This window comes from Streptomyces sp. NPDC006174 (genome assembly GCF_040614075.1).
Taxonomy (GTDB): Bacteria; Actinomycetota; Actinomycetes; order Streptomycetales; family Streptomycetaceae; genus Streptomyces.
The window spans coordinates 1-26801 of record NZ_JBEXTJ010000019.1 but is presented as its reverse complement, the minus strand read 5'-3'; the positions used below and the strand labels follow the sequence as shown (position 1 = coordinate 26801).

Here is a 26801-nt window from a genome sequence, read left to right as displayed (position 1 = left end):
CGGCACCGGCCCCCACAGACGTACCCCCTACGCGTGCGTACGCAACAACGTCCGCATCGTCCGCATGGCCACCGACAGATTCGCCAGATCAAACGCGTCCGACCCCTGGATCTCCTCCAGCGTCGCCCGCGACCGCGCCAGGATCGCCGCGTTCTTCTCCTCCCACGCCCGGAACCGCTCCTCCGGCGTGGACGTCCCGTTCCCGACGCTCAGCACGTCCGACGTGAGCGCCGCGTGCGCCGCGTACAGGTCCTCGCGGATCGAGGCGCGGGCCATGGACTGCCAGCGGTCGGCCCGCGGCAGCTCGATGATCCTGTCCATCAGCTGGGTGATCCGCAGCCGGTCCGCCAGGTCGTAGTAGACCTCGGCGACCTCCAGCGGGTCCTTGCCCGTCCGGTCCGCGATCGCGACGATGTCCAGCGCCGGGAAGGCGGAGGAGAACCCGGCGACCCGCACCGCCAGCTCGCTCGGCACACCGGCGGCGGTCAGCTCGTCCAGGATCGAGTGGTACCAGTCCAGGTCGGCACCGCGCACCAGCTTCGGCAGCTCGTTCCAGACCTGCTCGACGCCGTCCCGGAACATCGCGATGGTCTCCGCGATGGCGACGGGCTGCGGCCGGTTGCCCAGCAGCCAGCGCGAACCACGCTCGACCAGCCGCCGCGAGTGCAGCCGGATCCGGGTCTGGACATCGGCCGCGACCTGGTTGTCGAGCGCCTCGACCGCGTCCCACACCGAGGACAGCCCGAAGATCTCGCGGGCCGTGAACTGGGCTCGCACGATCTCCTCGATCGACGCCCCGGTCTCCTCCCGCAGCCGGTGCAGGAAGGTCGAACCGGCGGTGTTCACCGTGTCGTTGACCAGCACCGTCGTGATGATCTCGCGCCGCAGCGCATGCCCGTCGATCGCCTCCGGGAACCGCTCGCGCAGCTCGCTCGGGAAGTAGGCGTGGACCAGGCCCTGCAGGTGCGGGTCGTCCGGCAGGACGGTGGAGATCAGCTCGTCCGCCGTCGTGATCTTCGTGTAGGCGAGCAGCACGGCCAGCTCGGGCTGGCTGAGCCCCTTGTCGTTGCCGAGCAGTTCGCGGATCTGCCGGTCGGCGGGCAGGAACTCCAGCGCCCGGTCCAGCGCGCCGTCCCGCTCGAGGCGTCGCATGAAGCGCTGCTGGGCGTGGAGCAGGGAGGGCGCCTGGGCGGAGGCGTTGGAGAGGGCGACGTTCTGCGCGTAGTTGTTGCGCAGGACGAGCGCGCCGACCTCGTCGGTCATGTCGGCGAGCAGCTTGTTGCGCTGCTTGACGGTCATGTCGCCGTCCCGGACCAGCCCGTTGAGCAGGATCTTGATGTTCACCTCGTGGTCGGAGGTGTCCACACCGGCGCTGTTGTCGATCGCGTCGGTGTTGATCCGGCCGCCGTTGCGGGCGAACTCGATCCGGCCGAGCTGCGTGGCGCCGAGGTTGCCGCCTTCGCCGACGACCTTGGCCCGCAGGTCCTCGCCGTTGACGCGGATCGCGTCGTTGGCCTTGTCGCCGACGTCGGCGTTCGACTCGGAGACCGCCTTGATGTACGTGCCGATGCCGCCGTTCCACACCAGGTCGACCGGGGCCTTGAGGATGGTCTGCATCAGGTCGGCGGGCGTCATCTTGCTCACCGACGCGTCGATGCCGAGCGCCTCGCGGATGTGGTTGTTCAGCGGGATCGACTTGGCGCTGCGCGCGTGGATCCCGCCGCCCGCGGAGAGCAGCCCGGTGTCGTAGTCGGCCCAGGAGCTGCGCGGCAGGTCGAAGAGGCGGCGGCGCTCGGCGTACGAGGTGGCCGCGTCCGGGGTCGGGTCGATGAAGATGTGCCGGTGGTCGAAGGCGGCGACCAGGCGGATGTGCTCGGAGAGCAGCATGCCGTTGCCGAACACGTCACCGGACATGTCCCCGACGCCGACGACGGTGAAGTCCTCGGTCTGGGTGTCGTGGCCCAGCTCCCGGAAGTGCCGCTTGACGGACTCCCAGGCGCCGCGCGCGGTGATGCCCATGCCCTTGTGGTCGTAACCGGCCGAACCGCCGGAGGCGAACGCGTCGCCGAGCCAGAAGCCGTACGCGACGGCGACCTCGTTGGCGATGTCGGAGAAGCTCGCGGTGCCCTTGTCGGCGGCGACGACGAGGTAGGTGTCGTCCTCGTCGTGGCGGACGACGTCGGCGGGCGGCACGACCTCGCCGGCCACCATGTTGTCGGTGATGTCCAGGAGCGCCGAGATGAACGTGCGGTAGGCGGCGATGCCTTCGGCGAACCAGGCGTCCCGGTCCACGGACGGGTCCGGGAGCTGCTTGGCGACGAAGCCGCCCTTGGCGCCGACGGGCACGATGACGGTGTTCTTCACCATCTGCGCCTTGACCAGGCCGAGCACCTCCGTACGGAAGTCCTCGCGCCGGTCCGACCAGCGCAGACCGCCTCGGGCGACCTTGCCGAAGCGCAGGTGGACACCTTCCACACGCGGTGAGTGGACCCAGATCTCGAACGCCGGACGGGGCGCGGGCAGGTCCGGGATGGCCTGCGGGTCGAACTTCATCGAGATGTAACTGTGCGGCGTGCCGTCGTCCGCGTTCTGGAAGAAGTTGGTGCGCAGGGTCGCCTTGATGACGGTGAGGAAGGACCGCAGGATCCGGTCCTCGTCGAGTGAGGCGACCTGGTCGAGCGCTCCGTCCAGCTCCTCCAGGAGACCGTCGGTCAGCTCGGTGCCGGCGCTCTGGCGGCCGGGCGACATCCGAGCCTCGAAGAGCGAGACGAGCAGCCGGGTGGTGTGGACGTTGTTGCGGAGCGTGGACTCCATGTAGTCCTGGCTGAAGGTCGAACCGGCCTGCCGCAGGTACTTCGCGTAGGCGCGCAGCACCATGGCCTGACGCCAGTTCAGCCCGGCGCCCAGCACCAGCGCGTTGAAGCCGTCGTTCTCCGCCTCGCCCTTCCAGACGGCGGCGAACGCCTCCTGGAAGCGGGCGCGGGCATCGTCGGCGAGGTGGCCGGTGTGGCCGTTGGTCTGCGGCATCCGCAGCCCGAAGTCGTAGATCCAGGCGTGTGTGCGGTCGGCGCAGCGCAGCTCGTACGGACGCTCGTCGACGACCTCGACACCGAGCTGCTGGAGCGCCGGCAGGACGGCGGAGAGGGAGACCTGCTCGCCGGTCCGGTAGATCTTGAAGCGGCGCTCGCCGGGGCCAGCGCCGACCGGCTCGTACAGGCTGAGCGCGAAGTCCTTCTCGCCTTCCTTGAGGGTCTCCAGGTGGACCAGGTCGGCCACGGCGGCGCGCGGCGAGTGGTCGGCCTTGTAGCCCTCGGGGAAGGAGTGGCCGTACTGGCGCTGGAGTTCGGCGGCGCGCTCCTCGCCCAGCTCGGCGTTGAGCGCCTCTCCGAAGCCGTCGGCCCAGGAGCGGGCGGCCTCGACGAGGCGGGCCTCGACGCGGTCGGCGTCGGCGTCGGTGAGGTGCGGCAGCTCGGTGCCCGGCGGGACCCGGATGACGAAGTGCAGCCGGGAGAGGATCGACTCGGTGTTCCAGGCGGTGAAGTCGACGCTGGTGCCGCCGAGTTCCTCCTTCAGGATGTCGATCAGCCGCAGGCGTACGCCGGTGGTGTACCGGTCGCGCGGGAGGTAGACGATCGCGGAGTAGTAGCGCCCGTACTCGTCCTGGCGCAGGTAGAGCCGCAGCCGGCGGCGCTCCTGGAGGTAGAGGACGGAGGTGACGACGGCGCGGAGCTGGTCGACGGGGGTCTGGAACAGCTCGTCGCGCGGGTAGGTCTCCAGGATCTGGAGCAGGTCGCGGCCGTCATGGCTGTTGTACGAGAAGCCCGCGCCCTCCACCACTTCGGCGACCTTGCGGCGGATGACGGGCACCCGGCGCACGGACTCGGTGTAGGCGGCGGAGGAGAAGAGGCCGAGGAAGCGGCGCTCGCCGACGACGTTGCCCTTGGCGTCGAACTTCTTCACGCCGATGTAGTCGAGGTAGCTCGGACGGTGCACGGTGGCGCGGCTGTTGGCCTTGGTCAGGACGAGGAGCTTGTGCTCGCGGGCCTTGGCGCGGGCGTCGGCGGGCAGCCGGTCGAAGGACGGGCTGACCGGGTGGTCCTCGCTCTCGCTGTGGTGCGGGTCGGAGCGCAGGATGCCGAGGCCGGTGCCGGGTACGGCGGCGAGCGCGTCGCTGTCCTTGAGCTCGTACTCGCGGTAGCCGAGGAAGGTGAAGTGGTCGGCGGCCAGCCAGCGCAGCAGCTCGCGGGCCTCCTCGACCTCCTCGTCGGCGAGGTCGTCCAGCGGCTCGCCGGGCAGGTCGTCGGCGATCCGGAGGGCGGCGTCGCGCATCTTCCCCCAGTCCTCGACGGTCTCCCGTACGTCGGACAGGACGCGGCGCAGGTCGGCGGTGATCTGCTGGAGGTCGGCGCGGTCGGTCTCACGGTCGATCTCGACGTGGATCCAGGACTCGACCAGCGCGTCGTGCGGCAGCTCCGCCTTGGCGTTCCTGCCGCCCTTGACGGCCCTCGGGATGCCGGGGCCGCCGGCGAGGACCTCGATGAGCTTGCCGGTGACATCGCGGCGGACGGTGACCTGCGGGTGGATCACGACATGGATGCCGCGGCCCTGCCGGGACAGCTCGTTGGTGACGGAGTCCACCAGGAACGGCATGTCGTCGGTGACGACCTCGACGACGGAGTGGCTGCAGGTCCAGCCGTTCTCCTCGACGGTCGGCGTGTGCACCCGGACGTTGGCGGTGCCCTGAGGACGGTTCTCGGCCAGCCGGTAGTGCGAGGCGGCGGCGCCGAAGACATCGTCCGGGTCCCGGCCGCTGAGGTCCTCGGGAGCCGTATGCAGGTAGTAGCGCTGAAGGTAGGCGAGCGTGGCGTCCTGACCCGGACGGGCGTCCTCGTCGGCCCCGGCGGCGGCGACCCGCACCCCGGGGGTACCGCCCGGGCCACCGACACCACCGCCCGGGCTGTTGTCAGCTACCTGGGCGGCCCGTGCGAGCTGCTCGGCCTTGGCTTCGTCCAGCTTGGTCTGCATGTCCTCTGGCTCCTGTCGCGCGCCGTTGCGTGACGTAGGTGAGAAAAACGACGTACCGCCACGACACGGGGTTTCCGGTCTGGGTCGACGCTATGCCGCTTCGAGAGTTACCCGGGACCACATGGGCCGTTTTTGACGGCCGGTCCGGGGTCGGAAGATCGCGGATCGCCCGGGTGCGGTGGCACTCCGGGCGGCGGCCGGGGGCTTCGCTGCCCCCGAGGCGTATCGCGCTGATCACGGCACCAGGCTATCGCCCCGGTACCCCACCCCGTCATGAGCCGCATGTGTACAAAAGAAGACATCGAACTTTGACACTTCGGACAGTGCGGTGCATCACCTTGGCGAATGTACGTAACGGGGGCAACCTGAGTGGCTGCCGCACCACCGCGTACCCGCCCTGGAGCCAGGCATGCGGAGCGCGGGCGCAACGAGAGTTCCTGAGGGTGCTGTGCGGACCATCCAGCCCGGCCCGATCAAGCCCGTCCGGCCACATCCAGCCCGTCCGGCGTTTGAGGACGTCCTTCAGGCCGTCAGGCCGAGAACGTCTCCGCCAACGCCACCGCCTCCGCCAGGCTGTCCACCACCGGCACCCCCGCCGCCAGCAGACTGCTCCGGCTGTGCGACCCCCCGGTGTACAGCACCGCCCGCGCCCCCACATGCGCCGCCGCCACCGCGTCGTCCACCGCGTCCCCGATGACCACCGAGTTTTCCGGAGATATCCCGCCCGCGCGCGCCAGCGCCTCGAAGTGCCGCTCCATGTACAGCGCCTTGCTCCCGCCCGACGGCCCGGTCCGCCCGTCCACACGGACGAAGTGCGCCTCGATCCCGTACCCGCGCACCACCGGCACCAGGTGCTCGTGCCCGTACATGCTCAGCAGAGACTGACTGTGCCCGGCCAGCTTCCACCGCGCGAGCAGGTCCTCGGCCCCGGCGGTGAGCCCGCAGGCGACCCGGCGCTCCGCGTAGTACCGGTGGAAGATGTCGTCCATCCGCTCCCACTCGGCCTCGGTGGGCAGCCGGCCCAGGAGCCGCTCGTAGAAGTGGGGTATGGGCACGCAGTACATCTCCCGGTACTGCTCTAGCGTCAGCGGCGCCAGCTCCACCTCAGCGAACGCGGCGTTCGTCGCGTGGATGACGGCGTGGATGTCGTCGAGCAGCGTGCCGTTCCAGTCCCAGACCAGATGCGTGCGTGTCTTCCCGGGTGTCATACGGAAAACGTACCCGCAGGGTCTGACAACGCCGAGGCCTCGGCCTGAGAGCTTCAGCCGATGAGCTGCGGAATCTCCTGGACGCCGAACCAGAGCAGTTCGTGGTCCTCCGCACCGTCCACCGTGAACTGCGCGTCATCGTCCCCGAGGTCCGCCGCGCCCAGGGCCGCCGCGGCCGCGGCCACGTCCTTCTCGGCCTCGTCGGCATCCACGTGCACCGCGGCCGCCTTGGCCAGCGGCAGGGCGGCGGCGAGGCGCACTTCACCGAGCGAGGCGGCGCTCAGCCCGTGGTCCGGGTCGGCGGTGGCGGCCCTGTCCGGCACGTCGACGGCGACGACGATCCGGCGCCGGGCCTCGTCCGGGTCTCCGGCGATCAGGCGGAGCGAGGCGGCGGCGGCCCGGGTGAGCGCCGCGTACTCCAGCTCCTCGATGTCGTCGGAGACGTACCACTCACGCAGTCCGGGCGTGACCGCGTAGGCCGTCAGCGGCCCCGGGCCGACCTCACCGGACGCGTGTGCCGCTGCGAGACCGGAGAGGGTCAGGGGGACGTACACGCGCATGGCAGGCCGCTTTCGTAGTCGGAGACGCCTTCAGGATACGTGGGGACCGTCCCCTTTCGGGTTTCGGCAACCGGGGGCCCACGTCCACCCGCGACGCTCCGTCACCCCCGCGATCACCCTTGCGCCCCATGGCCCGCAACCCGGATAGGTGAATCGTCCCGAGCCCCTGACCGGACGCGGGAGCCCCTTGCGGTGTTGCCGACCGTCCCCGTAGAAGATCCCCAGCACAAGTTACCGCCCGGTATTTCCGGGCCCGGTTCACGGGGCGATGAGCATGAGCATGAACAGCACGAGGCCCGCCGGCCGCCGCGACCAGCGCCGGCCGCAGGCCGTACCTCCTCAGCGGTCCCGGCGCCTCCAGCCGCACCGCCCGCCGCGGCCCCACCAGTGGTTCGCCGAACGGCTGCTCGCGGTCCTCAGCGGCCAGCGCCCGGTGCACTGGATGCTCGGCCACACCATCGGCGACGCCTACGACCAGCTCGCCGAACTGGCCCCCACCACCCCGCTCGGGGCCATCCGGGGCCACCGACCGGTCCTGCGCCACTGCCACGGCGCCCAGCCCGCCACCGGCGTGGTCGAGGCGTTCGCCAGCATCGCGGCGGGCGACCGGGTCCAGGCCATGGCCTTCCGCCTGGAGCAGGGTCCCGACCAGCGCTGGCGCTGCGCGGCCGTGGAACTGGGCGGCGAACGCCTCGTCCCGGCCGGCCGGTGACGCTCACAACGCGGCCGGGGCCGGACACCCTGCGGTGTCCGGCCCCGGCCGGTGCGGCGCTGCTGGTGCTACTTCTTACGACGGCGACCGCCGCCGCCACCGCTCTTCTGCGCCTTGCGGCGCTCGGCACGCGTCATCCCGTCCGAGGAACCGGACGGCGCGCCCTCGGTGGCGAAGTCGCCCTCGACGACGCCGCCCTCGCCGTCCACCGTGGGGGCGGAGAAGTGCAGCCGGTCCGGACGCTGCGGGGCCTCCAGGCCCTTGGCGCGGATCTCCGGACGCGCGGCGGGAGCACCCTCCTTGGAGAGCGAGGTGCGCTCGGCCGCGTCCTGCACGGGAACCTCTTCGACCTGCTGCTCGACCTGGACCTCCAGGTTGAACAGGTAGCCGACGGACTCCTCCTTGATGCCCTCCATCATGGCGTTGAACATGTCGAAGCCCTCGCGCTGGTACTCGACCAGCGGGTCCTTCTGCGCCATGGCCCGCAGGCCGATGCCCTCCTGGAGATAGTCCATCTCGTAGAGGTGCTCACGCCACTTGCGGTCCAGCACGGAGAGGACCACGCGCCGCTCCAGCTCACGCATGATGTCGGAGCCGAGGGTCTTCTCGCGCTCCTCGTACTGCTCGTGGATGTCGTTCTTGACGGACTCGGCGATGAACTCGGCGGTGACGCCCGCCAGATCGCCGGCCGCCTCCTCCAGCTCCTCGACGGTGACCTTCACCGGGTAGAGCTGCTTGAAGGCGCCCCACAGCCGGTCCAGGTCCCACTCCTCGGCGAAGCCCTCGGAGGTCTCCTGCGCGATGTAGTCGTCGATCGTGTCGTCCATGAAGTGCCGGATCTGGTCCTGGAGGTCCTCGCCCTCCAGAACACGGCGGCGCTCTCCGTAGATGACCTCGCGCTGCCGGTTGAGCACCTCGTCGTACTTCAGGACGTTCTTACGCGTCTCGAAGTTCTGCTGCTCGACCTGCGACTGGGCGGAGGCGATGGCGCGGGTGACCATCTTGTTCTCGATCGGCACATCGTCCGGGACGTTCGCCATCGACATGACGCGCTCGACCATCTGCGCCTTGAACAGCCGCATCAGGTCGTCGCCCAGCGACAGGTAGAACCGGGACTCGCCCGGGTCGCCCTGACGGCCGGAACGACCGCGCAGCTGGTTGTCGATCCGGCGCGACTCGTGCCGCTCCGTGCCGAGCACGTACAGCCCGCCCAGGTCCTTGACCTCTTCGAACTCCGCCTTCACGGCCAGCTCGGCCGACTCCAGCGCGGCGGGCAGCGCGGCCGCCCACTCCTCGACGTTCTCCACCGGGTCGAGGCCGCGCTGGCGCAGCTCCGCCTCGGCGAGGTCGTCCGGGTTGCCGCCGAGCTTGATGTCGGTGCCTCGGCCGGCCATGTTCGTGGCGACCGTGACCGCGCCCTTGCGGCCGGCCTGGGCGACGATCGTCGCCTCCCGGTCGTGCTGCTTGGCGTTGAGGACCTCGTGCTGGACACCGCGCTTGGAGAGCTGCTGCGAGAGGTACTCGGATTTCTCGACCGAGGTGGTGCCGACCAGGATCGGCTGGCCCTTCTCGTGCTTCTCGGCGATGTCGTCGACGACGGCGGCGAACTTGGCGACCTCGGTGCGGTAGATCAGGTCCGACTGGTCGGCCCGGACCATCGGCCGGTTCGTCGGGATCGGCACCACGCCGAGCTTGTAGATCTGCTGGAACTCGGCGGCCTCGGTCATCGCCGTACCGGTCATGCCGGAGAGCTTGTCGTACAGGCGGAAGAAGTTCTGCAGGGTGATCGTGGCGAGGGTCTGGTTCTCGTCCTTGATGTCCACCCCTTCCTTCGCCTCGATCGCCTGGTGCATGCCCTCGTTGTAGCGGCGGCCGGCGAGGATACGGCCGGTGTGCTCGTCGACGATCATGACTTCGCCGTCGATGACGACGTAGTCCTTGTCCTTCTTGAACAGTTCCTTCGCCTTGATGGCGTTGTTCAGATAGCCGACGAGCGGGGTGTTGACCGACTCGTAGAGGTTGTCGATGCCGAGCCAGTCCTCGACCTTGGCGACACCGGTCTCGTGGATGGCCACGGTCCGCTTCTTCTCGTCGACCTCGTAGTCGCCGGTCTCCTCGATGCCCTTGAGCTGGTTGCCCGCCTCACCCTTGGTGAGGCGCGTGACCAGCTTGGCGAAGTCGCCGTACCACTTGGTGGCCTGGTCGGCCGGGCCGGAGATGATCAGCGGCGTACGGGCCTCGTCGACGAGGATCGAGTCGACCTCGTCGACCACGGCGAAGTTGTGGCCGCGCTGGACGAGCTCGTCCTTGGACCACGCCATGTTGTCGCGAAGGTAGTCGAAACCGAACTCGTTGTTCGTGCCGTACGTGATGTCGCAGGCGTACTGCTCGCGGCGCTGCGCCGGCGTCATGTTGGAGACGATGCAGCCGATGGTCAGGCCCAGGAACTGGTGGACCCGGCCCATCATCTCGGAGTCGCGCTGGGCGAGGTAGTCGTTGACCGTGATCAGGTGCACGCCCTTGTCGGAGAGCGCGTTGAGATACGAAGGCAGGGTGCCGACGAGGGTCTTGCCCTCACCGGTCTTCATCTCGGCCACATAGCCGAGGTGCAGGGCGGCTCCGCCCATGATCTGTACGTCGTAGTGGCGCTGCCCGAGGACGCGCTTCGCGGCCTCACGGACCGTGGCGAACGCTTCGGGAAGCAGGTCGTCCAGGCTCTCGCCGTCCGCGTACCGTTCCTTGTACTCGTCGGTGAGCGCCCGCAGCTCGGCGTCGGAGAGGTTGACGAAGTCCTCTTCGATGGAGCTGACCTGGTCCGCGATGCGGTGCAGTTTGCGCAGGATCTTGCCTTCGCCTGCACGCATGAGCTTGTTGAAGACGGACACTGAGGCTGGTCTCCTTGCCGGTCGGGCCTGGCACTGGGTCGTGTGATGGACTCTGGCGCGGGCACGGCAGGTGGGCCCCACCGCAACGGCCATCGTAAGCGAGGACACCACCGCGTCGGGAGGGCTGCCGTCGCGTGAACCTCGCCGCACCCTCTCCGGACAACGTGCCAGAGGCGCGGAAGGTGCCGGGAAGCCCCGAAAGTGCTCGCATCCCGGCTCTCCGCTCATGAGAATCACCGTATGGAGCCGATCACTCTCACCACGCGACGACTTCTTCTGCGCCCGTTCGGTCCGCGGGACACCTACAAGGTGCACGCGGCCTGTCAGGATCCGGACATCCAGCGCTGGACGGTGATCCCCTCGCCGTACCGGCTGACCGACGCGGAGCTGTTCACCGCGAAGCTCGCTCCGGCGGGCTGGCGGGACGACTCCGCGTACAGCTTCGCCCTGGAGCTGCCGGAGTCCGCGACGCTCGTCGGGGCGCTCTCCATCGACCGCCGCAGCCGACCGGGGACGTACGAGGTCGGCTACTGGTCCACCAAGGAGCACCGCGGTCGCGGATACGTCACCGAGGCGGTGCTCGGCTCCGCCCGCTGGGCCTTCACCGCGCTGCGGGCGGACCGGCTGGAGTGGCGGGCCGAGATCGGCAACCTGGCCTCGCGTGCCGTGGCGCTGCGGGCCGGGTTCCGGCTGGAGGGCGACCAGCGGTCCGGGCTGCTCAACAAGGGTGTGCGGCGCGACGCCTGGACGGCGGCACTGCTCCCGTCCGACCTGGGCCTGCCCGGCGCCCATCCGTACCTGCCCGGGCAGCACGCCGATCAGCCCGACGGCGCTCCGGACTCGGCACGTGAACGGTGAGCGGACCGGTGGGAGGCGTTGGCCGGATCCCCTCCCGTTGTCAGTGGTGCCGTCTAGGGTTCCACGTATGACGCCTGTGCCTCCTCCCGCAGTCGAACTCTCCGCCGACCAGGCCCGCCGCATCGCGCTGCGCGCCCAGGGCTTCCTGGGGGCTCCGGACCGCCGGGCGGGGGTTCCGGGGGTGCTGCGGCATCTCGGGGGCGTCCAGTTGGACACCATCTCGGTGCTGGCCCGCTCGCACGAGCTGATCCCGTACGCCCGGCTCGGCGCGGTCGGCCGGCGCACGGTGGAGGAGGCGTACTGGTCGGGCGGCCGCTCCTTCGAGTACTGGTCGCACGCCGCGTGCATCCTGCCCGTCGAGGAGTGGCCGCACTTCGCGTTCCGCCGCCGCGCCTACCGCGCCCGCCCGCAGTGGCACCACGACCTGCCCCACGGCGTGTACGACACGGTGATCAAGCAGCTGAGCGCCGAGGGCCCGTTGACGGCGACCGAGCTCGGCGGCGCGAAGAACGGCGGCGAGTGGTGGGACTGGTCGGCCTCCAAGGTCGCGGTCGAACGGGCCCTGATGTACGGCGAGGTGGTCTGCACCGAGCGGCGCGGCTGGAAGCGCGTCTACGACCTGGCCGAGCGCGCCATTCCGGACGCCGTGCTCCATGACGACCTGAACGACACCGAGTGCCGGCGGCGGCTGGTCGCGCTGGCGGGCAAGTCCCTGGGCGTCGGCACGCGGAGCGACATCGCGGACTACCACCGGCTGCGGGGCGAGGAGTTCGACGCGGTGGTGGCGGACTCGGGCCTGGTCCCGGTGGCGGTGGAGGGCTGGGTCAAGCCCGCCTGGGCAGACCCCGAGGCACTGGCCAAGGAGCCGCGCGGACGCCACCGTACGACGCTGCTGTCACCGTTCGACTCACTGGTGTGGGAGCGGGCGCGCACCGAGCGCATCTTCGGCTTCACGCACCGGCTGGAGGCGTACGTTCCCAAGCCGAAGCGGATCCACGGCTATTTCGCGATGCCGTTGCTGGCGGGCGGAAAGCTCCAGGGCCGCGTCGACCCGGCGCGCGACGGCACCACGCTGGTCGCCCGGCAGGCCACGCTGGCCGGTCCGAAGGCGGTGGTCCCGATGGCCGAGGCCCTGGTGGAGGCGGCGGCCTGGGTGGGCTGTACGGACATCCGGCTGGAGCGGATCGACGCGCCGGAGCTGCGCGACCCGCTCAGGGACGAGATCGGCCGGGCGCTGCAGCGCGCCTATCGCTGAGGGCCGCGGTGGCTACCTGATCTCCAGGATCTTCTCGCGCATGGCATAGACCACGGCTTCCATGCGGGAGTGCAGCTGCAGCTTCTCCAGAATGTTGCGGACGTGGTTCTTCACCGTGTTCTCGGAAATGAACAACTCCTTGGCGATATCCCGGTTGTTCATGCCGGTCGCCACGAGTTTGAGCACCTCCAGCTCCCGTTCGGTGAGCCGGGGCGCGGGGACGAGCCGGCGCTCGTCGGTGCGCTGGATCATCGATTTGAACTCGGTGAGCAGCTTGGAGGCCATCGACGGGCTGATCTGGGACTGGCCGTCCGCGACGGCGCGAATGGCCGTCGCCACCTCGTCGGTGGAGATCTCCTTGAGGAGGTATCCGGTGGCGCCCGCCTTGATCGCGTCGTAGAGGTCGGCTTCCTCGTCGCTGATCGTCAACATGATGATCTTCGCGCTGGGAGCCACCTCCTTGATGGCGGTGCAGGCCTCGATGCCACCGCGCTTGGGCATCCGCACATCCATCAGAATGATGTCGGGCAGCAGGTCCGCGGCCTTGTCGACCGCCTCGGAGCCGTCACCGGCCTCGCCGACGACCTGGATGTCCTCCTCCTGCGCGAGGACGATCTCCAGACCCCTGCGGAAGAGCGCGTGGTCGTCGACCACGAGGACCCGGATGGGCTCCTTGCGCGAGATGCCGTCCGGGGCGTCGCCGGTACGGTCACCGCCGTCGCCGGAACCGCTCGCGTCACGCACGGGCCCGAAGGTGTCCGCCATCGTTCCTCCCCCTGAAGGCCACGGCCTGATAGTCATCGGTCGTCCGCCAACGGCGTTTCACCGACCGCCGATTGGCTTGGGGCGCCATGATTCCATGCCGCGAGGCCGAAGCGGTGATCCCGCACCAGCGCGCAGGTGCCCCTGGTGGCGTGAAAACGCTCCAGGGGCACCGTGGTGGTGTGGTGTCAGCCGCCGAGCGCGCCGCCCGCGCCGCCTGCCTCATCAGCGGCGAGCGGGTCGGTCCTCAGGTGGATGACGCCGTAGTCGTAGGCGTGCCGCCGGTAGACGACACTGGGCTCCTTCGTCTCGGAGTCGATGAACAAGTAGAAGTCGTGCCCGACCAGTTCCATCTCGTAGAGCGCCTGGTCGAGCGCCATCGGTGCGGCGGTGTGGGTCTTCTCGCGCATCACGAGAGGCCCTTCGCCCTGCACCTCGATCGATCCGACCTTGGTGGTCGGTACGGGTTCCGACGACTGCTCGCCGACCAGCTCGCCGTCCTCGTCGAACGAGGCGACACCCGGCACCACGTCCCCGACCTCGGCGGCCGACAGACGGCCGTTGCCACGGCGGCTGTAGCGCTTGTCGTGCTGCTTGCGCAGCCGGGCCTCCAGCTTTCCGGTGGCCAGGTCGAGCGCCGCGTACGGGTCGCCCGCCGCCGCCTCCGCCCGGATGACCGGGCCGCGCGAGTGGAGCGTGATCTCCACCCGGTCGGAGCGGTCGGCCTGACGGGGATTCGGCTCCTTGGACACCTCGACGTCGACGCTGATCACCTTGCCGTCGAACTTCTGGATCTTGTCCAGCTTCAGCTTCTCGGCCACGTGCTTGCGGAACCGCTCGGGCACCTCGGTCTTGCGGCCCTTGACGACGATGTCCACGCAGAACTCCGTTCCCGGATCGCCCCGCTTCGGCGGCGGGGCATCTCCCTTTTGCACCAGCCCCCGGTGATCCCCAGGGGCCTCGGACTCGGTGACTTTCGCCTCCTCCTCCCCCGTCGGAGAGGTCACCACCCCACCGGCTCGAGCGCTTCCGGTCTTTCGGTGAGTTACCTGCCCGAAACCTCAAGGTGCATTCATCGAGGTTCGGCCTTCACCGTTCCTCACAACCGAACATAGCCTGCACACCGGGGTATCGGCACCCGCTACCGGCGCTTACCTCCGTTCAGGTGGTTTTGCCCTCGCATTACCTGCAACGACGCAAGTTCTCGGTCAGTTCCGGTTTATTTCGAAGGCGGACGGAGAAGCGGAGACGACCGCCGCCGCGCACACCGTCCGGCCGGAGGGTCTCCCGCCGCTCCCGAGCGCCTCGGCGACCGCCCGAGCCGCCTCGGCCAGCGTCGATCCCGTCGTCAACAGATCGTCCACCAGGACCACCCTTCCGTGGGCGAGCAGCCGCTCCGACCCCGCGGCCACTCCCAGCGCACCGGCGAGATTGGCCCGCCGCCGGTGCGCCCCGAGGCCCGACTGATCGGCGACCACGCGAAGCTGCCGCAGCACCGGGAGCACCCGGACCCGCCCGCCCGTGCTCCGCAGCTCGTCCGCCGCCGCCCGAGTGATCCGGAGCACCGGGTCATGGCCGCGCGCAGCGGTCGCGGAGCGCGCGGAGGGCACGGGCACCAGCAGCAGAGGTCCCACGGCTCCCGCCTGCCCCGTCCCGGCCCGCACGGCGGCCGCCAGGGCCCGTCCGAGCGGTCCGGCAAGCCCGAGTGCACCGCGCTCCTTGTGGGCCAGCAGCACCGCGCGTACGGCGTTCTCGTAGGGCGCCGCCGCATGCACCGCCGGAAGCCCCGCGGGCCGGGGCGAGGGGAGCACCCTGCGGGCCGGCGCTCCGTTCAGCGCGGCACCGCAGACCGGGCACAGCTCCGTACGTGGCCTGCCGCAGCCCGCGCAGGCCACCGGCAGGACCAGGCCGGAGAACTCCCGCCACCAATCCCGCATGGATCCACGGTGCCCGGCCCCCGCGGCACCGTCCACCCCTGTGGAAAACCGCGGTCACGAGCCGGTCCCACGACCGGCACCGGCGTCAGCCCGGGTAGACCAGCGAGGTGCCTTCGTCCAGAACCGTCTGCCAGTTGTCTCCCGGCGAGAGCTTCACTATGCCGTCGCCCTCGGTCTCCGCCATCAGCGGAAGCAGCTCGTCGTCCGCCGCGGCGACCGCCTGGACCTGGTTGACCCCGGGCAGCACCCCGGAGGCGCCGGAGGCCGGCGTGGAACCGTCCGCCTGCACGTACCGCACCTGCTGGACACCGCCCGCCTCCTTGCCGACCACCACGAGACGGCTGCGGCCCGACCAGGAGATCGCCGTCACGTCCGTGAGCTGCGGCGCGGCCTGGCGCAGGTCCTCGACCGAGATCTCGGGCGCCTCGTCGGTCCCGCGCCGTTCGACCCGGCCGATCTTCAGCGTCGTGCGTCCGTCCTCCGTCACCAGCAGAGCGATCCGCACGCCGTCCGCCGACAGCCGCAGCTCCTCGATCCGCCCGCCGTCCAGCCCCGGGACCCGCACCTCCTGCGGCTCGCCCTCACCCTCGGCCAGCCGCAGCAGCCTCGGGCGCGCCTTGTCGCGGTCGGCGACCCACAGGTCACCCCGTCCGTCCCAGCTCGGCGACGACAGCCGGTCGGCGGTCTTCTTGCCGGCGCTGGTCACCGCGGGAGCGGCCAGCTCACCTTCCGCGTCCAGGGACGCGACGTACAGGTTCTGCCCGGTGGCCGAGACCGCGGCGGCCCGCTGTTCGTCCCTGGCCACGCCGACGGCGCCCATCGCTACCGTGCCGGTGCCCAGAGGGCCGCGCACCGCCTCGGGCGTACCGATGCCCTCGATGGCGCTGGGGATCCGCTGGACCCTGCCCTTGGCGTCGATGAAGTACTGGCTGTCGGGCCCGTCGGAGCCGCTGTCGGAGGAGAACTTCGCTGCCTCGTCCGCGTCCAGCGCGCAGAGCCGGCCGCGTCCGCCCTCCAGCTCCACCTGCTCGACCCGCGCGGAGGTCAGGTCCCGCAGGGTGAAGAGCACCTGGGCGGCCATCATCCGGCAGGCCGCCCGGCCCGCCTTGTCGGCCTTGCCGTTGAGCGGCACCTTCAGCACGTTCTGATCGTCGGGGGCCAGCGCGACGACGTCCTTGCGCAGGGCGGTCCCGGTGGGGAACCGGGAGTCGACCACGGGCCGCAGCCAGTTCGTCGGCCCCTCCAGCAGCGTCCTGACCGTCTGCGTCGCCGTGCTCATCCGTGTGACCGGATCGGTGCCGGTGCGTACGTAGACGGGGTCGGCGACGAGCGTCGGCTGCCCGTTCGTCCGGCCGGTGGCAAAGTAGTACTTGTTCACGGAGCGGTAGAGCCGCTTGAAGTCGGACTGTCCGAGGACCAGGCCGTCCGGCACGATGTCGATGCGCCACTCGGTCTTGCCGTCCGCCAGCTTCTCCCGCACCAGGTGCAGCACCTGGGAGTAGTCGGTGGGGGCGATCGGCTGGTAGGAGCTCTGCGCGTCGACCGCCGCCACCTTCTCGCCGGTCAGCGTGTAGGAGGTCTCGGAGTCCCGGCGCTCCTCGTCGTGGAGCAGGGGACCGTTGCGGTTGGGTGCCTGGGAGAGCACCGTGGTGCCCTCGCCCGGCTGCCAGGTCTCGGCGGCGTCCTCGCTCAGATACATGCGCGTGGTCCGGAAACCGGGGTCGTCGCTGGTCATCGACTCCAGAAAGCCGTCGACGATCTCGCTGGGCCCCGCGCCCTCGCGGGGCTCCACCGCGTACACCTGCACCTGGGAGTCGCCCGGCTGCGAGGCGTCGACCGCCTTGACGTCACCGGTCACCGGCATCGACCCGCAGCCGACGAGCGCGAGGACGGAGCAGCCGAGCAGCGCGGTGATCCGCACGCCGCGTCCGGGGCCACCACGACGGCGGTCAGTACCCACGAGTGGTGTCCTCCTGGTCGGAATTCTGCGCGGCGGAACCGGCGCCGCCGGAACGCTCCGGTGCCGGGCGGGCCACGACCCGGGCTCCGCTGCCAGGCAGCGCCGCCGGGTGCGCCGAGGCGGGCGCCGGATGCGGCACCGTGGAGCCGCGGCCGGGCACGGGCAGCGGCGAGCGCTCCTTGGCACCGGACTGGTTCGGTACGGAGACCAGCCGGTTCTCGCCGGCCGGCGCGTCGTCACGCTCCCGGCTCTCCCGGTTGCGCCGGGAGTCCTCGGGCTCCAGCGGTATCGGCGAACCGCGCAGCGGCTCGTCCGCCGTACGTGGCAGGGTCAGCCGGAACTGGGACCCGCCGCCCGGCTCGCCCCACGCCTGGAGCCAGCCGCCGTGCAGCCGGGCGTCCTCGACGGCGATGGAGAGCCCGAGACCGGTCCCGCCGGTCGTCCGGGCCCGCGCCGGGTCGGCGCGCCAGAACCGGTTGAAGACACGGGTCGCCTCGCCGGGCTTGAGCCCGACCCCGTAGTCCCGTACGGCCACGGCGACCGCGCCCTGCGCCACACCCATCCGCACGACGACGTCCCGGCCCTCGCCGTGCTCGACGGCGTTGACCACGAGGTTGCGCAGCACCCGCTCGACGCGCCGGGCGTCGGCCTCGGCGATCACCGGCTGGTCGTCGCCGAGGACCAGGATCCGGCTGCCCTTGCGCTCGGCGAGCGGTTCGGCACCGCCGATCACCCGGTGCACCACGGTCCGCAGGTCTATCGGCTCGGCCTCCAGCGCCGCCGCGCCCGCGTCGAACCGGCTGATCTCCAGCAGGTCGGCCAGCAGCGACTCGAAGCGGTCGAGCTGGTCGCCGAGCAGCTCGGCGGAGCGCGCGGTGACGGGGTCGAAGTCGGCGCGCGCCTCATGGATGACGTCCGCCGCCATCCGTACGGTCGTCAGCGGAGTCCGCAGCTCGTGCGAGACGTCGGAGACGAAGCGCCGCTGCATCCGGGAGAGCTCCTCCAGCTGCTGGATCTTCAGCTGGAGGTTCTGCGCCATCTTGTTGAAGGCCTCGCCGAGCCGCGCGATGTCGTCCTCGCCGGTGACCTTCATCCGTTCCTGGAGCTTCCCGGCGGAGAGCCGCTCGGCGATGCCGGCCGCCATCCGCACCGGTGTGACGACCTGCCGCACCACGAACCACGCGATGGCGCCGAGCAGCACGACGACGAAGAGACCGGCGGTCGCCAGGGTCGTCTTGACCAGCGCCAGGGACTTCTCCTCCTGCGTGAGCGGGAAGAGGTAGTACAGCTCGTACGGCTGCTGGTCGATGTCGTAGAGCCGCTTGCCCACGACGAGGCCCGGCTGGGACTCGTTGCCGTTGGAATAGCGGATCAGGGAGTACGTCTGGAACGCGCCCTGCCCCTTGCCCACGTCCTGGCGCAGGCGCTCGGGCACGCTGGCGGCCTCGACGCTGCCCGAACCACGTGGCGCACGGCCCGCGCCCTCGCTCACCGAGTCCGCGCTGAGCGCGACCACGTTGAAGGCGTTCTTGCCGCCACTGGCGAGCTGGTCGACGAGCTCGGTGCGCCACGAGGTGTTGGCGGTCATGCCGTCGGGCCCCTCGGTGCCCGGTGCCAGGGAGGCGTTCGCCTTCTCCTGGGCCGCGGCGAAACCACCGGCGGCCTGGGTCTGGGCGGCCTTGCCCTTCGCGTCGAGCAGACCGTTGCGGACCTGCCCGATCACGACGAAGCCGAGCAGCAGCACCACGCCGATCGACATCAGCAGCGTGCCCGCGACGACGCGGAGCTGCAGATTGCGCCGCCACAACCGGACGGCGGGCAGCAGGGGACGGCGAACCCACCGCATCAGCAGACGCGGTACGGGCCCACCGGGCGACCGGTCCTCGAACAACCGGCCGCCCTGGAGGAAACGGCTCATACGAGAGGCCTTCCGTCCCGGACCGGCAGCCCGCTCCGCACGGACTCCCGGCTCCCCGGGGATCGGAGCAGCGCTGCCTTCGGCCATGTCAGCTCGGTCCGGCCTTGTAACCGACCCCTCGGACGGTCACGACGATCTCCGGCCGCTCCGGGTCCTTCTCGACCTTGGAGCGCAGCCGCTGGACGTGCACGTTCACCAGCCGGGTGTCGGCCGCGTGCCGGTAGCCCCAGACCTGCTCCAGCAGGACCTCACGGGTGAAGACCTGCCACGGCTTGCGGGCGAGGGCGACCAGCAGGTCGAACTCCAGCGGGGTGAGCGCGATGGACTGCCCCTCCCGCTTCACGGAGTGACCGGCCACGTCGATGACCAGGTCACCGATGGTCAACTGCTCCGGCGCGGGCTCTTCGGACCGCCGCAGGCGGGCCCTGATCCGGGCGACCAACTCCTTAGGTTTGAACGGCTTGACGATGTAGTCGTCGGCCCCTGATTCCAGGCCGACCACGACATCGACGGTGTCGCTCTTGGCAGTGAGCATGACGATCGGCACACCGGACTCGGCCCTGATCAGCCTGCACACCTCGATGCCGTCCCTTCCGGGCAGCATGAGGTCGAGCAGCACCAGGTCCGGCTTGGCCTCACGAAATGCGGCCAGTGCCTTGTCGCCGTCCGCTACGAACGACGGCTCGAAACCTTCTCCACGCAGCACAATCCCGAGCATCTCGGCCAGTGCGGTGTCGTCGTCGACGACAAGGACGCGTCCCTTCATAATCGACATCATCCCATTAGCTAATCGTTACCTGCGATGACCTGGCACACAGCTCCGCCAGTCCGACCCCCGTGACCGGGGAAACGACCCCCTCCTCGGTGACGATCGCCGTGATCAATTCTGGCGGCGTGATGTCGAAAGCCGGGTTGTACACCGGGGCCCCGAGGGGTGCGACGACCTTCCCACCTCCGGCACCCGCCGATACGACCTGCGGCCATGTGACCTCCGTCACTTCTTGTCCAGAACGCTGCTCGACGATGATCGATGTGCCTTCAGCCGTGTCCATGTCCACGGTCGTCGTCGGCGCCACCACGATGAACGGCACATGGTGGTACTTGGCGAGCACGGCCAGCGGATAGCTCCCCACCTTGTTGGCCACCGAGCCGTCCGCCGCGATGCGGTCCGCCCCGATGAGCACGGCATCCACCTCACCCGCCGCGAACAGCGAACCCGCCGCGCTGTCCGTGAGCAGGCTGTACGCCATCCCGTTGCGCGCCGCCTCGAACGCCGTCAGCCTCGTCCCCTGGAGCAGCGGCCGGGTCTCGTCCACCCACAGCCGGCGCAGCCGCCCCTGCCGGTGCACCCGCAGCGCCACCGCGAAGGCCGTCCCCTCGCCTCCGGAGACCAGTGCCCCGGTGTTGCAGTGGGTCAGCAACTGATAGCTCCGTCCCGGCAGCAGCTCCTCCAGCAGTGCCGTCCCGTAATCCGCCATCCGCACACTGGCCCGGGCGTCCTCCCGGTGCAGCGCCTGAGCCTCGGCCAGAGCCACGGCGGCAGCCCCCCCGGCTCCCGCCCCCTTCCCGGCAGCCGCCCAGTAGGCCGCGGCCACCCGCCGCACCCCATAACCGAGGTTCACCGCGGTGGGCCGCGCCCGCTCCAGCAGCCCGGCGGCCTCCGCCACGTCGTAGCCCCGTGCCGCCGCGAGCGCCACCCCGTAACCCCCGGCGATCCCGAGCAGCGGAGCCCCTCGCACCGCCAGCGTCCGGATCGCCCGCACCAGCGCGGGCACATCCGTACACACCAGCTCGACCTCCTCCGCGGGCAGCCGCGTCTGGTCGAGGAGCACCAGAACGGGACCTTCCGGAAGCTCGTCCCAACGGAGTACGGGAAGCGCGGGAGGCTCGCTGCCCACCGGCGTTTGCGCGTCCTGATCAGCCATCCGTCCAGTCTGCCCGGTAAGCCGCCCACAAATGAAGGCACGAAGGAGAGAAGGCTCCCGGTCCGCACCGCACCGGCCCGTGACACGATGGCTGCCAACCTGCCGCCCCGATGAGCGGACAGGACGGTGAAGGAGCGAGAATGAACGACTCTCCGGGCTGGGCGAAGCCCGGATCCGCCCCCTCGGACGGCCAGGAGGCGGCCATTCCCCGCCCCTCCGCTCCCCAGGACGCCGGCACGCCCACGGGACAGTGGTCCCCCGAGCAGCCGCCTCCCGGGCAGTGGTCCCCACCGAGCCACCCCGGCAGCGGCCCCGGCTCCCGTCCGCCCGCCTCCGGCTGGGGCGGCGGCCCGCAATCGAAGCCTCCGGCGGCGAAGCCCGGCGTCATCCCCCTGCGCCCCCTGGGTCTCGGTGAGATCCTCGACGGCTCCGTCTCGGCCCTGCGCGCTCACTGGCGTACCGCACTCGGCTTCAGCCTCGCGGTCTCCGTGGTCATCCAGGTCGCCTCCATCCTCATGCAGCGCTACCTCCTGCCCAAGCCGACCACCGTCGACCCGAACGCCACCGGCACCGAAGCCCTCCGCCAGGCCTCCGAATCCGCGCGGACGACGCTGCTCTCCCTCGCCCCGGTCTCGCTCCTCACGATGATCGCCACGCTCTTCACCGCGTCCGTCGTCACCGTGGTGATCAGCCGCTCGGTACTGGGCCGCTCCGTGACGCTCTCCGACGCCTGGGCCGAAGCCCGTCCCCGGATCCTCCCCCTGGCCGGACTGACCCTGCTGGTGCCCCTGATCACCGCCGCCGTCATGGCCGTCGGCATCGGTCCCGGGCTGCTGGTGGGCGAAGAGGCCGGCGTGGCACTGGCGCTCCTCGGCTTCATCGCCGCCTGCGTCGTGATCATCTGGCTTCAGGTCAGCTTCACCCTCGCCGCCCCCGCCCTGATGCTCGAACGGCAAGGCGTCATCGCCGCGCTGCGCAGGTCAGCGAAGCTGGTCCGCGGCGCCTGGTGGCGCACCTTCGGCATCCTCGCCCTGACCTACCTGCTGGTCTTCCTGCTGAGCTTCCTCGTCTCCATCCCCTTCGGCACCATCGGGGTCATCGCCGACGGAACCGACATCAGCGAGTTCTTCGAAAGCGGCGGCGCCTCCTTCGGCTGGCCCTTCCTGATCATCACGGGCATCGGCGAAGTGATCGTCTCCACGCTGCTCTACCCCTTCGTCGCCGGCGTGATGGCACTCCTCTACGTGGACCAGCGCATCCGCCGCGAGGCGCTCGACCTCGACCTCGCCCGGGCCGCTGGCCTCCCCGGCCACGACACCGACACCCCTCGGAGCTGATGCGGTGACGGGGGCGGGGGGCAGCAGAGCAGGACGGCAGGTCATCGGCGCGGGCGGCATACCCGTGGACACTCCGCGTGTTCCCGCCCGCGAGGCGGCCGAGAGCGAGCTGTCGAAACCGATGTACCACGAGAACGATCCGAACATCCTCCAGCGCGGCCTGAACCGCTTCTGGGACTGGGTCACCGGCGTTTTCGACGCCGCCGCGGGCGCCGTCCCCGGCCCGGCCGGGCTGGTCGTCCTGGTCCTCGTCGTCATCGGCCTCGCCGTCGCCCTCTGGTGGCGGCTCGGCACCCCGCAACGCTCCTCCCGCCCCGCGGACGCCCTTTTCGAGAGCGACGGCCCCCGTAGTGCCGCCCAGCACCGCGCCGCGGCCGACGCGCACGCCGCCGCTCTCCGCTGGACCGAAGCCGTCCAGGAACGCATGCGGGCCATCGTCCGGTCGCTGGAGGAACGCGCCCTGCTCGACCCCCGCCCCGGCCGCACGGCGGACGAAGCCGCGGCGGAGGCCGGCCGCGCTCTGCCGGACCACGCCACCCGGCTGCGCTCGGCCGCCCGCGACTTCGACGACGTCACATACGGCGGCCGCACCGGGGGCCAACACACGTATCTGGCCCTGCGCACCCTGGACACGGAACTCGACGAGGCGAAGCCCCTGCTGCCCGGAGCCTCCCGAGGAGCCACCGGATGACCACGGCCAACGTCTCCTCCCCCACCTCGACGACGCCCACCGCACATGAGGTCTGGAAGCGCTCGCGTGGGCTGCTGATCGCCCTGCTCGTCCTCGTGATCGCGGGCGTCACCTTCGCCGCCGTCCGCTCCGGCACCCACCACGGACACCTCGACCCCCGTTCCGCCGACCCGAAGGGCAGCCGCGCCGCAGCGGAGCTCCTCAAGGCCCGCGGGATATCCGTCACCGTCGCGACGACCCTCGACGAAGCCACCGCCGCGGCAGGACCCGACACCGCGCTCCTGGTCACCGCCCCCAACCTCCTCACCCCCTCGCAACAGCGCCGGCTCCACGAGACGACCGCCGCCTCCTCCGGCCGCACCCTCCTCATCGCCCCGGGCGCCGCAGCCGTATCCCGCCTGGCCCCCGGCGTACGCGCCGAGCCCCACCGCCCGGTGAGCGTGCTTCACCCGTCCTGCGCGTTCCCCGCCGCCCGCAGCGCCGGCCCGGCGGACATGGGCGGCGTCCGCTACACGGCACCGGACTCCACCACCACCGCCTGCTACCCCAGCGGCCGAGCCCCAGCCTGCTGATCCTCGAGAACCGTGAGGACGGCGACACCGTCCTGCTCGGCTCCTCCGACTTCCTCCACAACGAGCGTCTCGACCACCAGGGAAACGCCTCTCTCGCCCTGCAACTCCTCGGTTCGCGACCGCATCTCGTCTGGTACCTCCCCTCACTTGCCGATCCATCCGCCACCACCGATGACGGCACCTCAGGTGACAACAACCACGACAGCGACGACGGCAGCGGCGAAGGGGCCTCGGGCGACGAGAGCAGCTTCCTCGACCTGATCCCCTCCGGCTGGATCTGGGGAACGCTCCAACTCACCCTCGCCGCCTGCCTCGCCGCGATCTGGCGGGCCCGCCGACTCGGCCCCCTCGTCGTGGAACAGCTGCCGGTCTCCATCCGCGCATCGGAATCCGCAGAAGGCCGCGCCGGCCTCTACCGCAAGGCCAACGCCCGTGACCGGGCCGCCGCATCACTGCGAGCCGCCGCCCGAACCCGTATCGCCCGCCTCACCGGCGTAGCCGCCCGTGAGGCCCACACATCCGACGCCCTCCTCCCTGTCGTCTCCACCCGCACCACCACCACAGGCGACGACCTGAGCACCCTGCTCTTCGGCCCTGCCCCCGCCGACGACGCGGCACTGGTCCTGCTGGCCGAGCACCTCGACGCCCTCGAAAGAGAGGTACGCACTTCATGAGCGCCCCGACCCCCGAGCCGGCCGACCCCGCAGCGGTCCCCGCGACCCCTGCGACTCCGGAGCCCGCCGACGGCGCCCGCGCCTCCTTGGAAGCGCTCCGCACCGAGATCGCCAAGGCCGTGGTCGGCCAGGACCCGGCTGTCACCGGACTCGTCGTCGCGCTGCTCTGCCGCGGACACGTACTCCTCGAAGGCGTCCCAGGCGTAGCCAAGACCCTGCTCGTCCGAGCTCTCGCCGCCTCCCTCGAACTCGACACCAAGCGCGTCCAGTTCACCCCCGATCTCATGCCGAGCGACGTGACAGGCTCACTCGTCTACGACGCCCGCACCGCCGAGTTCTCCTTCCAGCCGGGCCCGGTCTTCACCAACCTGCTGCTCGCCGACGAGATCAACCGCACCCCTCCCAAGACACAGGCCTCCCTCCTGGAAGCGATGGAGGAACGTCAGGTCACCGTTGACGGCACCCCCCGCCCGCTCCCGGACCCCTTCCTCGTCGCCGCCACCCAGAACCCGCTCGAATACGAGGGCACCTACCCGCTCCCGGAAGCCCAGCTGGACCGCTTCCTGCTCAAGCTGACGGTGCCTCTCCCCTCCCGGCAGGACGAGATCAACGTCCTCACCCGTCACGCCGACGGCTTCAACCCCCGAGATCTCAAGGCAGCAGGCATACGGCCCGTCGCAGGCCCCGCCGACCTGGAGGCGGCCCGATCAGCCGTCGCCAAGACCGCCGTCTCCCCCGAAATCGCCGGCTATGTGGTGGATATCTGTCGTGCCACGCGCGAATCCCCCTCGCTCGCCCTCGGCGTCTCTCCCCGAGGCGCTACCGCACTGCTCTCGACCGCACGCGCCTGGGCCTGGCTCACCGGCCGGGACTACGTCACCCCGGACGACGTGAAGGCCTTGGCGCTCCCCACACTCCGTCATCGCATCCACCTGCGGCCCGAGGCGGAAATGGAGGGAGTCACCCCCGACTCCGTCATCACCTCGGTGCTCGCCCACGTCCCCGTACCCCGATGAGGCGGTGACCATGGCCCTCACCGGACGTACCGCGCTGCTGGCCGCGCTGGGATCACTCCCCGTAGGCATCCTTGCTCCGAGCTGGACCGGGATGCTCGCAGTCAACGCACCGCTCTCACTGGCGATTCTGTGCGACTACGCCCTGGCAGCGCCAGTGCGAACGCTCCGATTCACTCGATCCGGTGACACATCTGTTCGACTGGGTGACACGGCGACCGTGCAACTCACCGTGGCCAACAGCTCGCGACGGCGGCTCCGGGCCCAGCTCCGCGACGCCTGGCCGCCGAGCAGCTGGCCGACAGGCACCGGACAGGCCTCGTCCCGCCACACGTTGACGATTCCTCCCGGTGAACAGCGGCGCCTGGCCACCGTCCTCCGCCCGACCCGCCGCGGCGACCGCCAGGCCGAGCGCGTCACGGTCCGTTCGTACGGCCCGCTCGGCCTCACCGCACGCCAGGGCCACCACCGCGTCCCGTGGACCGTGCGGGTGCTGCCCCCGTTCACCAGCCGAAAGCACCTGCCTTCCCGGCTCGCCCGGCTCCGGGAACTCGACGGTCGCACCAGCGTTCTGACGCGGGGTGAGGGCACGGAGTTCGACAGCCTGCGCGCGTACGTACCGGGAGACGACACCCGGTCCATCGACTGGCGGGCGACAGCACGCCAGTCGGCCGTCGCGGTCCGGACCTGGCGCCCCGAGCGCGACCGGCACATCCTCATCGTCCTGGACACCGGACGCACCTCCGCAGGCCGCGTGGGCGACGTCCCGCGCCTCGACGCGGCCATGGACGCCACGCTCCTCCTCACCGCGCTCGCGATACGCGCCGGCGACCACGTGGACCTCCTCGTCTACGACCGCCGCGTACGAGCCCGGGTACAGCGCCGGACCACCGCCGGTGACGCCCTGGTAGCGGTCGTCGACACCCTCGCCTCACTGGAGCCCGAGCTCGTCGAGACGGACGCCAGAGGGCTCAGCACCGCAGCCCTCTCGGACGCTCCTCGCGGTTCGCTGATCGTTCTCCTGACATCTCTGGAGGCCGCTCCCATCGAGGAGGGCCTCCTCCCGCTGCTCCCTCAGCTCACCCAGCGCCATACGGTTCTGCTGGCAGCCGTCTCCGACCCACGGATCGAGGAGATGGCGAGGAGCCGGGGAACGGTGGAAGCGGTGTACGACGCCGCCGCCGGCACCCAGGCGGAGGCCGAACGACGCAGCACAGCGGAGAAACTCCAGCGCCACGGAGTCGTCGTCGTGGACGCCACCCCGGACAACCTGGCCCCCGCACTCGCCGACGCGTATGTGGCCCTCAAGGCAGCGGGTCGCCTCTGAGGAGCTGAGGAACCGGATCCTCTTGGTGAGCAGTGGGTTGGCGACCATGCATCACCCACCAGGAGGATCCGAAGGTTTTGGACACCTTCAGAACGCAGAAAAGCCCCGCACCATACGGTGCGGGGCTTTCCCGGAAAAATTGTTCGGCGGCGTCCTACTCTCCCACAGGGTCCCCCCTGCAG

At 70.6% G+C, this 26801-nt stretch carries 18 protein-coding genes and 1 pseudogene; 8 read left to right on the top strand and 11 right to left on the bottom strand.

The annotated features are described in order from the left end of the window. Positions 1 to 27: 27 nt before the first annotated feature. The 3 genes from ABZ267_RS31455 to ABZ267_RS31445 form a co-directional block, all read right to left on the bottom strand. Positions 28 to 5025 (bottom strand): NAD-glutamate dehydrogenase, encoded by a 4998-nt coding sequence (locus tag ABZ267_RS31455; protein ID WP_356753953.1) that lies wholly within the window; start codon positions 5023 to 5025, stop codon positions 28 to 30. A gap of 530 nt (positions 5026 to 5555) precedes the next feature. Next, positions 5556 to 6233, bottom strand: coding sequence for an HAD family hydrolase (locus tag ABZ267_RS31450; protein WP_356753951.1), 678 nt, complete (start codon positions 6231 to 6233; stop codon positions 5556 to 5558). Between the two features lie 53 nt (positions 6234 to 6286). Next, positions 6287 to 6793, bottom strand: a complete 507-nt coding sequence (locus tag ABZ267_RS31445; RefSeq protein ID WP_356753949.1) for a hypothetical protein — start codon at positions 6791 to 6793, stop codon at positions 6287 to 6289. Positions 6794 to 7067: 274 nt separating this feature from the next. Here ABZ267_RS31445 and ABZ267_RS31440 point away from each other — a divergent pair, with 274 nt between their 5' ends. Beyond that, positions 7068 to 7505, top strand: coding sequence for an Rv3235 family protein (locus tag ABZ267_RS31440; RefSeq protein ID WP_356753947.1), 438 nt, complete (start codon positions 7068 to 7070; stop codon positions 7503 to 7505). A 68-nt stretch (positions 7506 to 7573) separates the two neighbouring features. Here the strand turns inward: ABZ267_RS31440 and secA are convergent, their stop codons facing one another. Further along, positions 7574 to 10390 (bottom strand): preprotein translocase subunit SecA, encoded by a 2817-nt coding sequence (gene secA / locus ABZ267_RS31435; protein WP_356753945.1) that lies wholly within the window; start codon positions 10388 to 10390, stop codon positions 7574 to 7576. Positions 10391 to 10630: 240 nt separating this feature from the next. On the opposite strand from secA, the gene ABZ267_RS31430 reads away from it, so the two are divergent. Both ABZ267_RS31430 and ABZ267_RS31425 read left to right on the top strand, forming a co-directional pair. Next, positions 10631 to 11248, top strand: coding sequence for a GNAT family N-acetyltransferase (locus ABZ267_RS31430; RefSeq protein ID WP_356753943.1), 618 nt, complete (start codon positions 10631 to 10633; stop codon positions 11246 to 11248). 67 nt (positions 11249 to 11315) lie between these two features. Further along, positions 11316 to 12503, top strand: a complete 1188-nt coding sequence (locus ABZ267_RS31425; RefSeq protein WP_356753941.1) for a crosslink repair DNA glycosylase YcaQ family protein — start codon at positions 11316 to 11318, stop codon at positions 12501 to 12503. 12 nt (positions 12504 to 12515) lie between these two features. Here ABZ267_RS31425 and ABZ267_RS31420 read toward each other — a convergent pair whose 3' ends face one another. The 7 genes from ABZ267_RS31420 to mtnA all read right to left on the bottom strand — a co-directional run bounded on the left by ABZ267_RS31420 (position 12516) and on the right by mtnA (position 21005). Then, positions 12516 to 13268, bottom strand: a complete 753-nt coding sequence (locus ABZ267_RS31420; RefSeq protein WP_356753939.1) for a response regulator transcription factor — start codon at positions 13266 to 13268, stop codon at positions 12516 to 12518. Between the two features lie 185 nt (positions 13269 to 13453). Beyond that, positions 13454 to 14143, bottom strand: a complete 690-nt coding sequence (gene raiA / locus ABZ267_RS31415) for a ribosome-associated translation inhibitor RaiA (protein ID WP_356753937.1) — start codon at positions 14141 to 14143, stop codon at positions 13454 to 13456. A 330-nt stretch (positions 14144 to 14473) separates the two neighbouring features. Beyond that, positions 14474 to 15202, bottom strand: a complete 729-nt coding sequence (locus ABZ267_RS31410; RefSeq protein ID WP_356753935.1) for a ComF family protein — start codon at positions 15200 to 15202, stop codon at positions 14474 to 14476. An 85-nt stretch (positions 15203 to 15287) separates the two neighbouring features. Continuing rightward, positions 15288 to 17123: an LpqB family beta-propeller domain-containing protein gene (locus tag ABZ267_RS31405; RefSeq protein ID WP_356754123.1), complete on the bottom strand. Its 1836-nt coding sequence runs from the start codon at positions 17121 to 17123 to the stop codon at positions 15288 to 15290. 28 nt (positions 17124 to 17151) lie between these two features. Further along, positions 17152 to 19167, bottom strand: a complete 2016-nt coding sequence (mtrB, locus tag ABZ267_RS31400; protein ID WP_356753933.1) for an MtrAB system histidine kinase MtrB — start codon at positions 19165 to 19167, stop codon at positions 17152 to 17154. A gap of 1 nt (position 19168) precedes the next feature. Beyond that, positions 19169 to 19858 carry a two-component system response regulator MtrA gene (gene mtrA / locus ABZ267_RS31395; RefSeq protein ID WP_007448372.1) on the bottom strand — a complete coding sequence of 230 codons (690 nt, stop codon included), beginning with the start codon at positions 19856 to 19858 and terminating at the stop codon, positions 19169 to 19171. A 4-nt stretch (positions 19859 to 19862) separates the two neighbouring features. Beyond that, positions 19863 to 21005: an S-methyl-5-thioribose-1-phosphate isomerase gene (mtnA, locus tag ABZ267_RS31390; RefSeq protein ID WP_356753931.1), complete on the bottom strand. Its 1143-nt coding sequence runs from the start codon at positions 21003 to 21005 to the stop codon at positions 19863 to 19865. Positions 21006 to 21145: 140 nt separating this feature from the next. On the opposite strand from mtnA, the gene ABZ267_RS31385 reads away from it, so the two are divergent. The 5 genes and pseudogenes from ABZ267_RS31385 (at position 21146) to ABZ267_RS31365 (ending at position 26619) form a co-directional block, all read left to right on the top strand. Continuing rightward, the gene (locus tag ABZ267_RS31385; protein ID WP_356753929.1) at positions 21146 to 22342 is read left to right on the top strand and encodes a hypothetical protein; all 1197 of its coding nucleotides are present in this window, start codon (positions 21146 to 21148) and stop codon (positions 22340 to 22342) included. Positions 22343 to 22346: 4 nt separating this feature from the next. Then, positions 22347 to 23033: a DUF4129 domain-containing protein gene (locus ABZ267_RS31380; protein WP_356753927.1), complete on the top strand. Its 687-nt coding sequence runs from the start codon at positions 22347 to 22349 to the stop codon at positions 23031 to 23033. Beyond that, positions 23030 to 24279 (top strand): annotated as a pseudogene (locus ABZ267_RS31375) (DUF4350 domain-containing protein). Before ABZ267_RS31380 ends, ABZ267_RS31375 begins: the two are co-directional and overlap by 4 nt. Continuing rightward, the gene (locus tag ABZ267_RS31370) at positions 24276 to 25295 is read left to right on the top strand and encodes a MoxR family ATPase (protein ID WP_356753925.1); all 1020 of its coding nucleotides are present in this window, start codon (positions 24276 to 24278) and stop codon (positions 25293 to 25295) included. The pseudogene ABZ267_RS31375 and the gene ABZ267_RS31370 overlap by 4 nt, the downstream one beginning before the upstream one ends. 10 nt (positions 25296 to 25305) lie before the next feature. Beyond that, on the top strand, positions 25306 to 26619 hold the full coding sequence (locus ABZ267_RS31365) for a DUF58 domain-containing protein (RefSeq protein ID WP_356753923.1): 1314 nt from the start codon (positions 25306 to 25308) through the stop codon (positions 26617 to 26619). Positions 26620 to 26801 lie beyond the last annotated feature (182 nt).

Bases quoted from the DNA above. Each gene is read 5' to 3' on its own strand.
- ABZ267_RS31450 (WP_356753951.1), bottom strand. From the start codon at position 6,233: ATGACACCCGGGAAGACACGCACGCATCTGGTCTGGGACTGGAACGGC.
- ABZ267_RS31440 (WP_356753947.1), top strand. From the start codon at position 7,068: ATGAGCATGAACAGCACGAGGCCCGCCGGCCGCCGCGACCAGCGCCGG.
- ABZ267_RS31365 (WP_356753923.1), top strand. From the start codon at position 25,306: ATGGCCCTCACCGGACGTACCGCGCTGCTGGCCGCGCTGGGATCACTC.
- ABZ267_RS31445 (WP_356753949.1), bottom strand. From the start codon at position 6,793: ATGCGCGTGTACGTCCCCCTGACCCTCTCCGGTCTCGCAGCGGCACAC.
- ABZ267_RS31370 (WP_356753925.1), top strand. From the start codon at position 24,276: ATGAGCGCCCCGACCCCCGAGCCGGCCGACCCCGCAGCGGTCCCCGCG.
- mtnA (WP_356753931.1), bottom strand. From the start codon at position 21,005: ATGGCTGATCAGGACGCGCAAACGCCGGTGGGCAGCGAGCCTCCCGCG.
- ABZ267_RS31410 (WP_356753935.1), bottom strand. From the start codon at position 15,202: ATGCGGGATTGGTGGCGGGAGTTCTCCGGCCTGGTCCTGCCGGTGGCC.
- ABZ267_RS31420 (WP_356753939.1), bottom strand. From the start codon at position 13,268: ATGGCGGACACCTTCGGGCCCGTGCGTGACGCGAGCGGTTCCGGCGAC.
- ABZ267_RS31425 (WP_356753941.1), top strand. From the start codon at position 11,316: ATGACGCCTGTGCCTCCTCCCGCAGTCGAACTCTCCGCCGACCAGGCC.
- ABZ267_RS31455 (WP_356753953.1), bottom strand. From the start codon at position 5,025: ATGCAGACCAAGCTGGACGAAGCCAAGGCCGAGCAGCTCGCACGGGCC.
- ABZ267_RS31430 (WP_356753943.1), top strand. From the start codon at position 10,631: ATGGAGCCGATCACTCTCACCACGCGACGACTTCTTCTGCGCCCGTTC.
- mtrA (WP_007448372.1), bottom strand. From the start codon at position 19,858: ATGATGTCGATTATGAAGGGACGCGTCCTTGTCGTCGACGACGACACC.
- mtrB (WP_356753933.1), bottom strand. From the start codon at position 19,167: ATGGCCGAAGGCAGCGCTGCTCCGATCCCCGGGGAGCCGGGAGTCCGT.
- ABZ267_RS31385 (WP_356753929.1), top strand. From the start codon at position 21,146: ATGAACGACTCTCCGGGCTGGGCGAAGCCCGGATCCGCCCCCTCGGAC.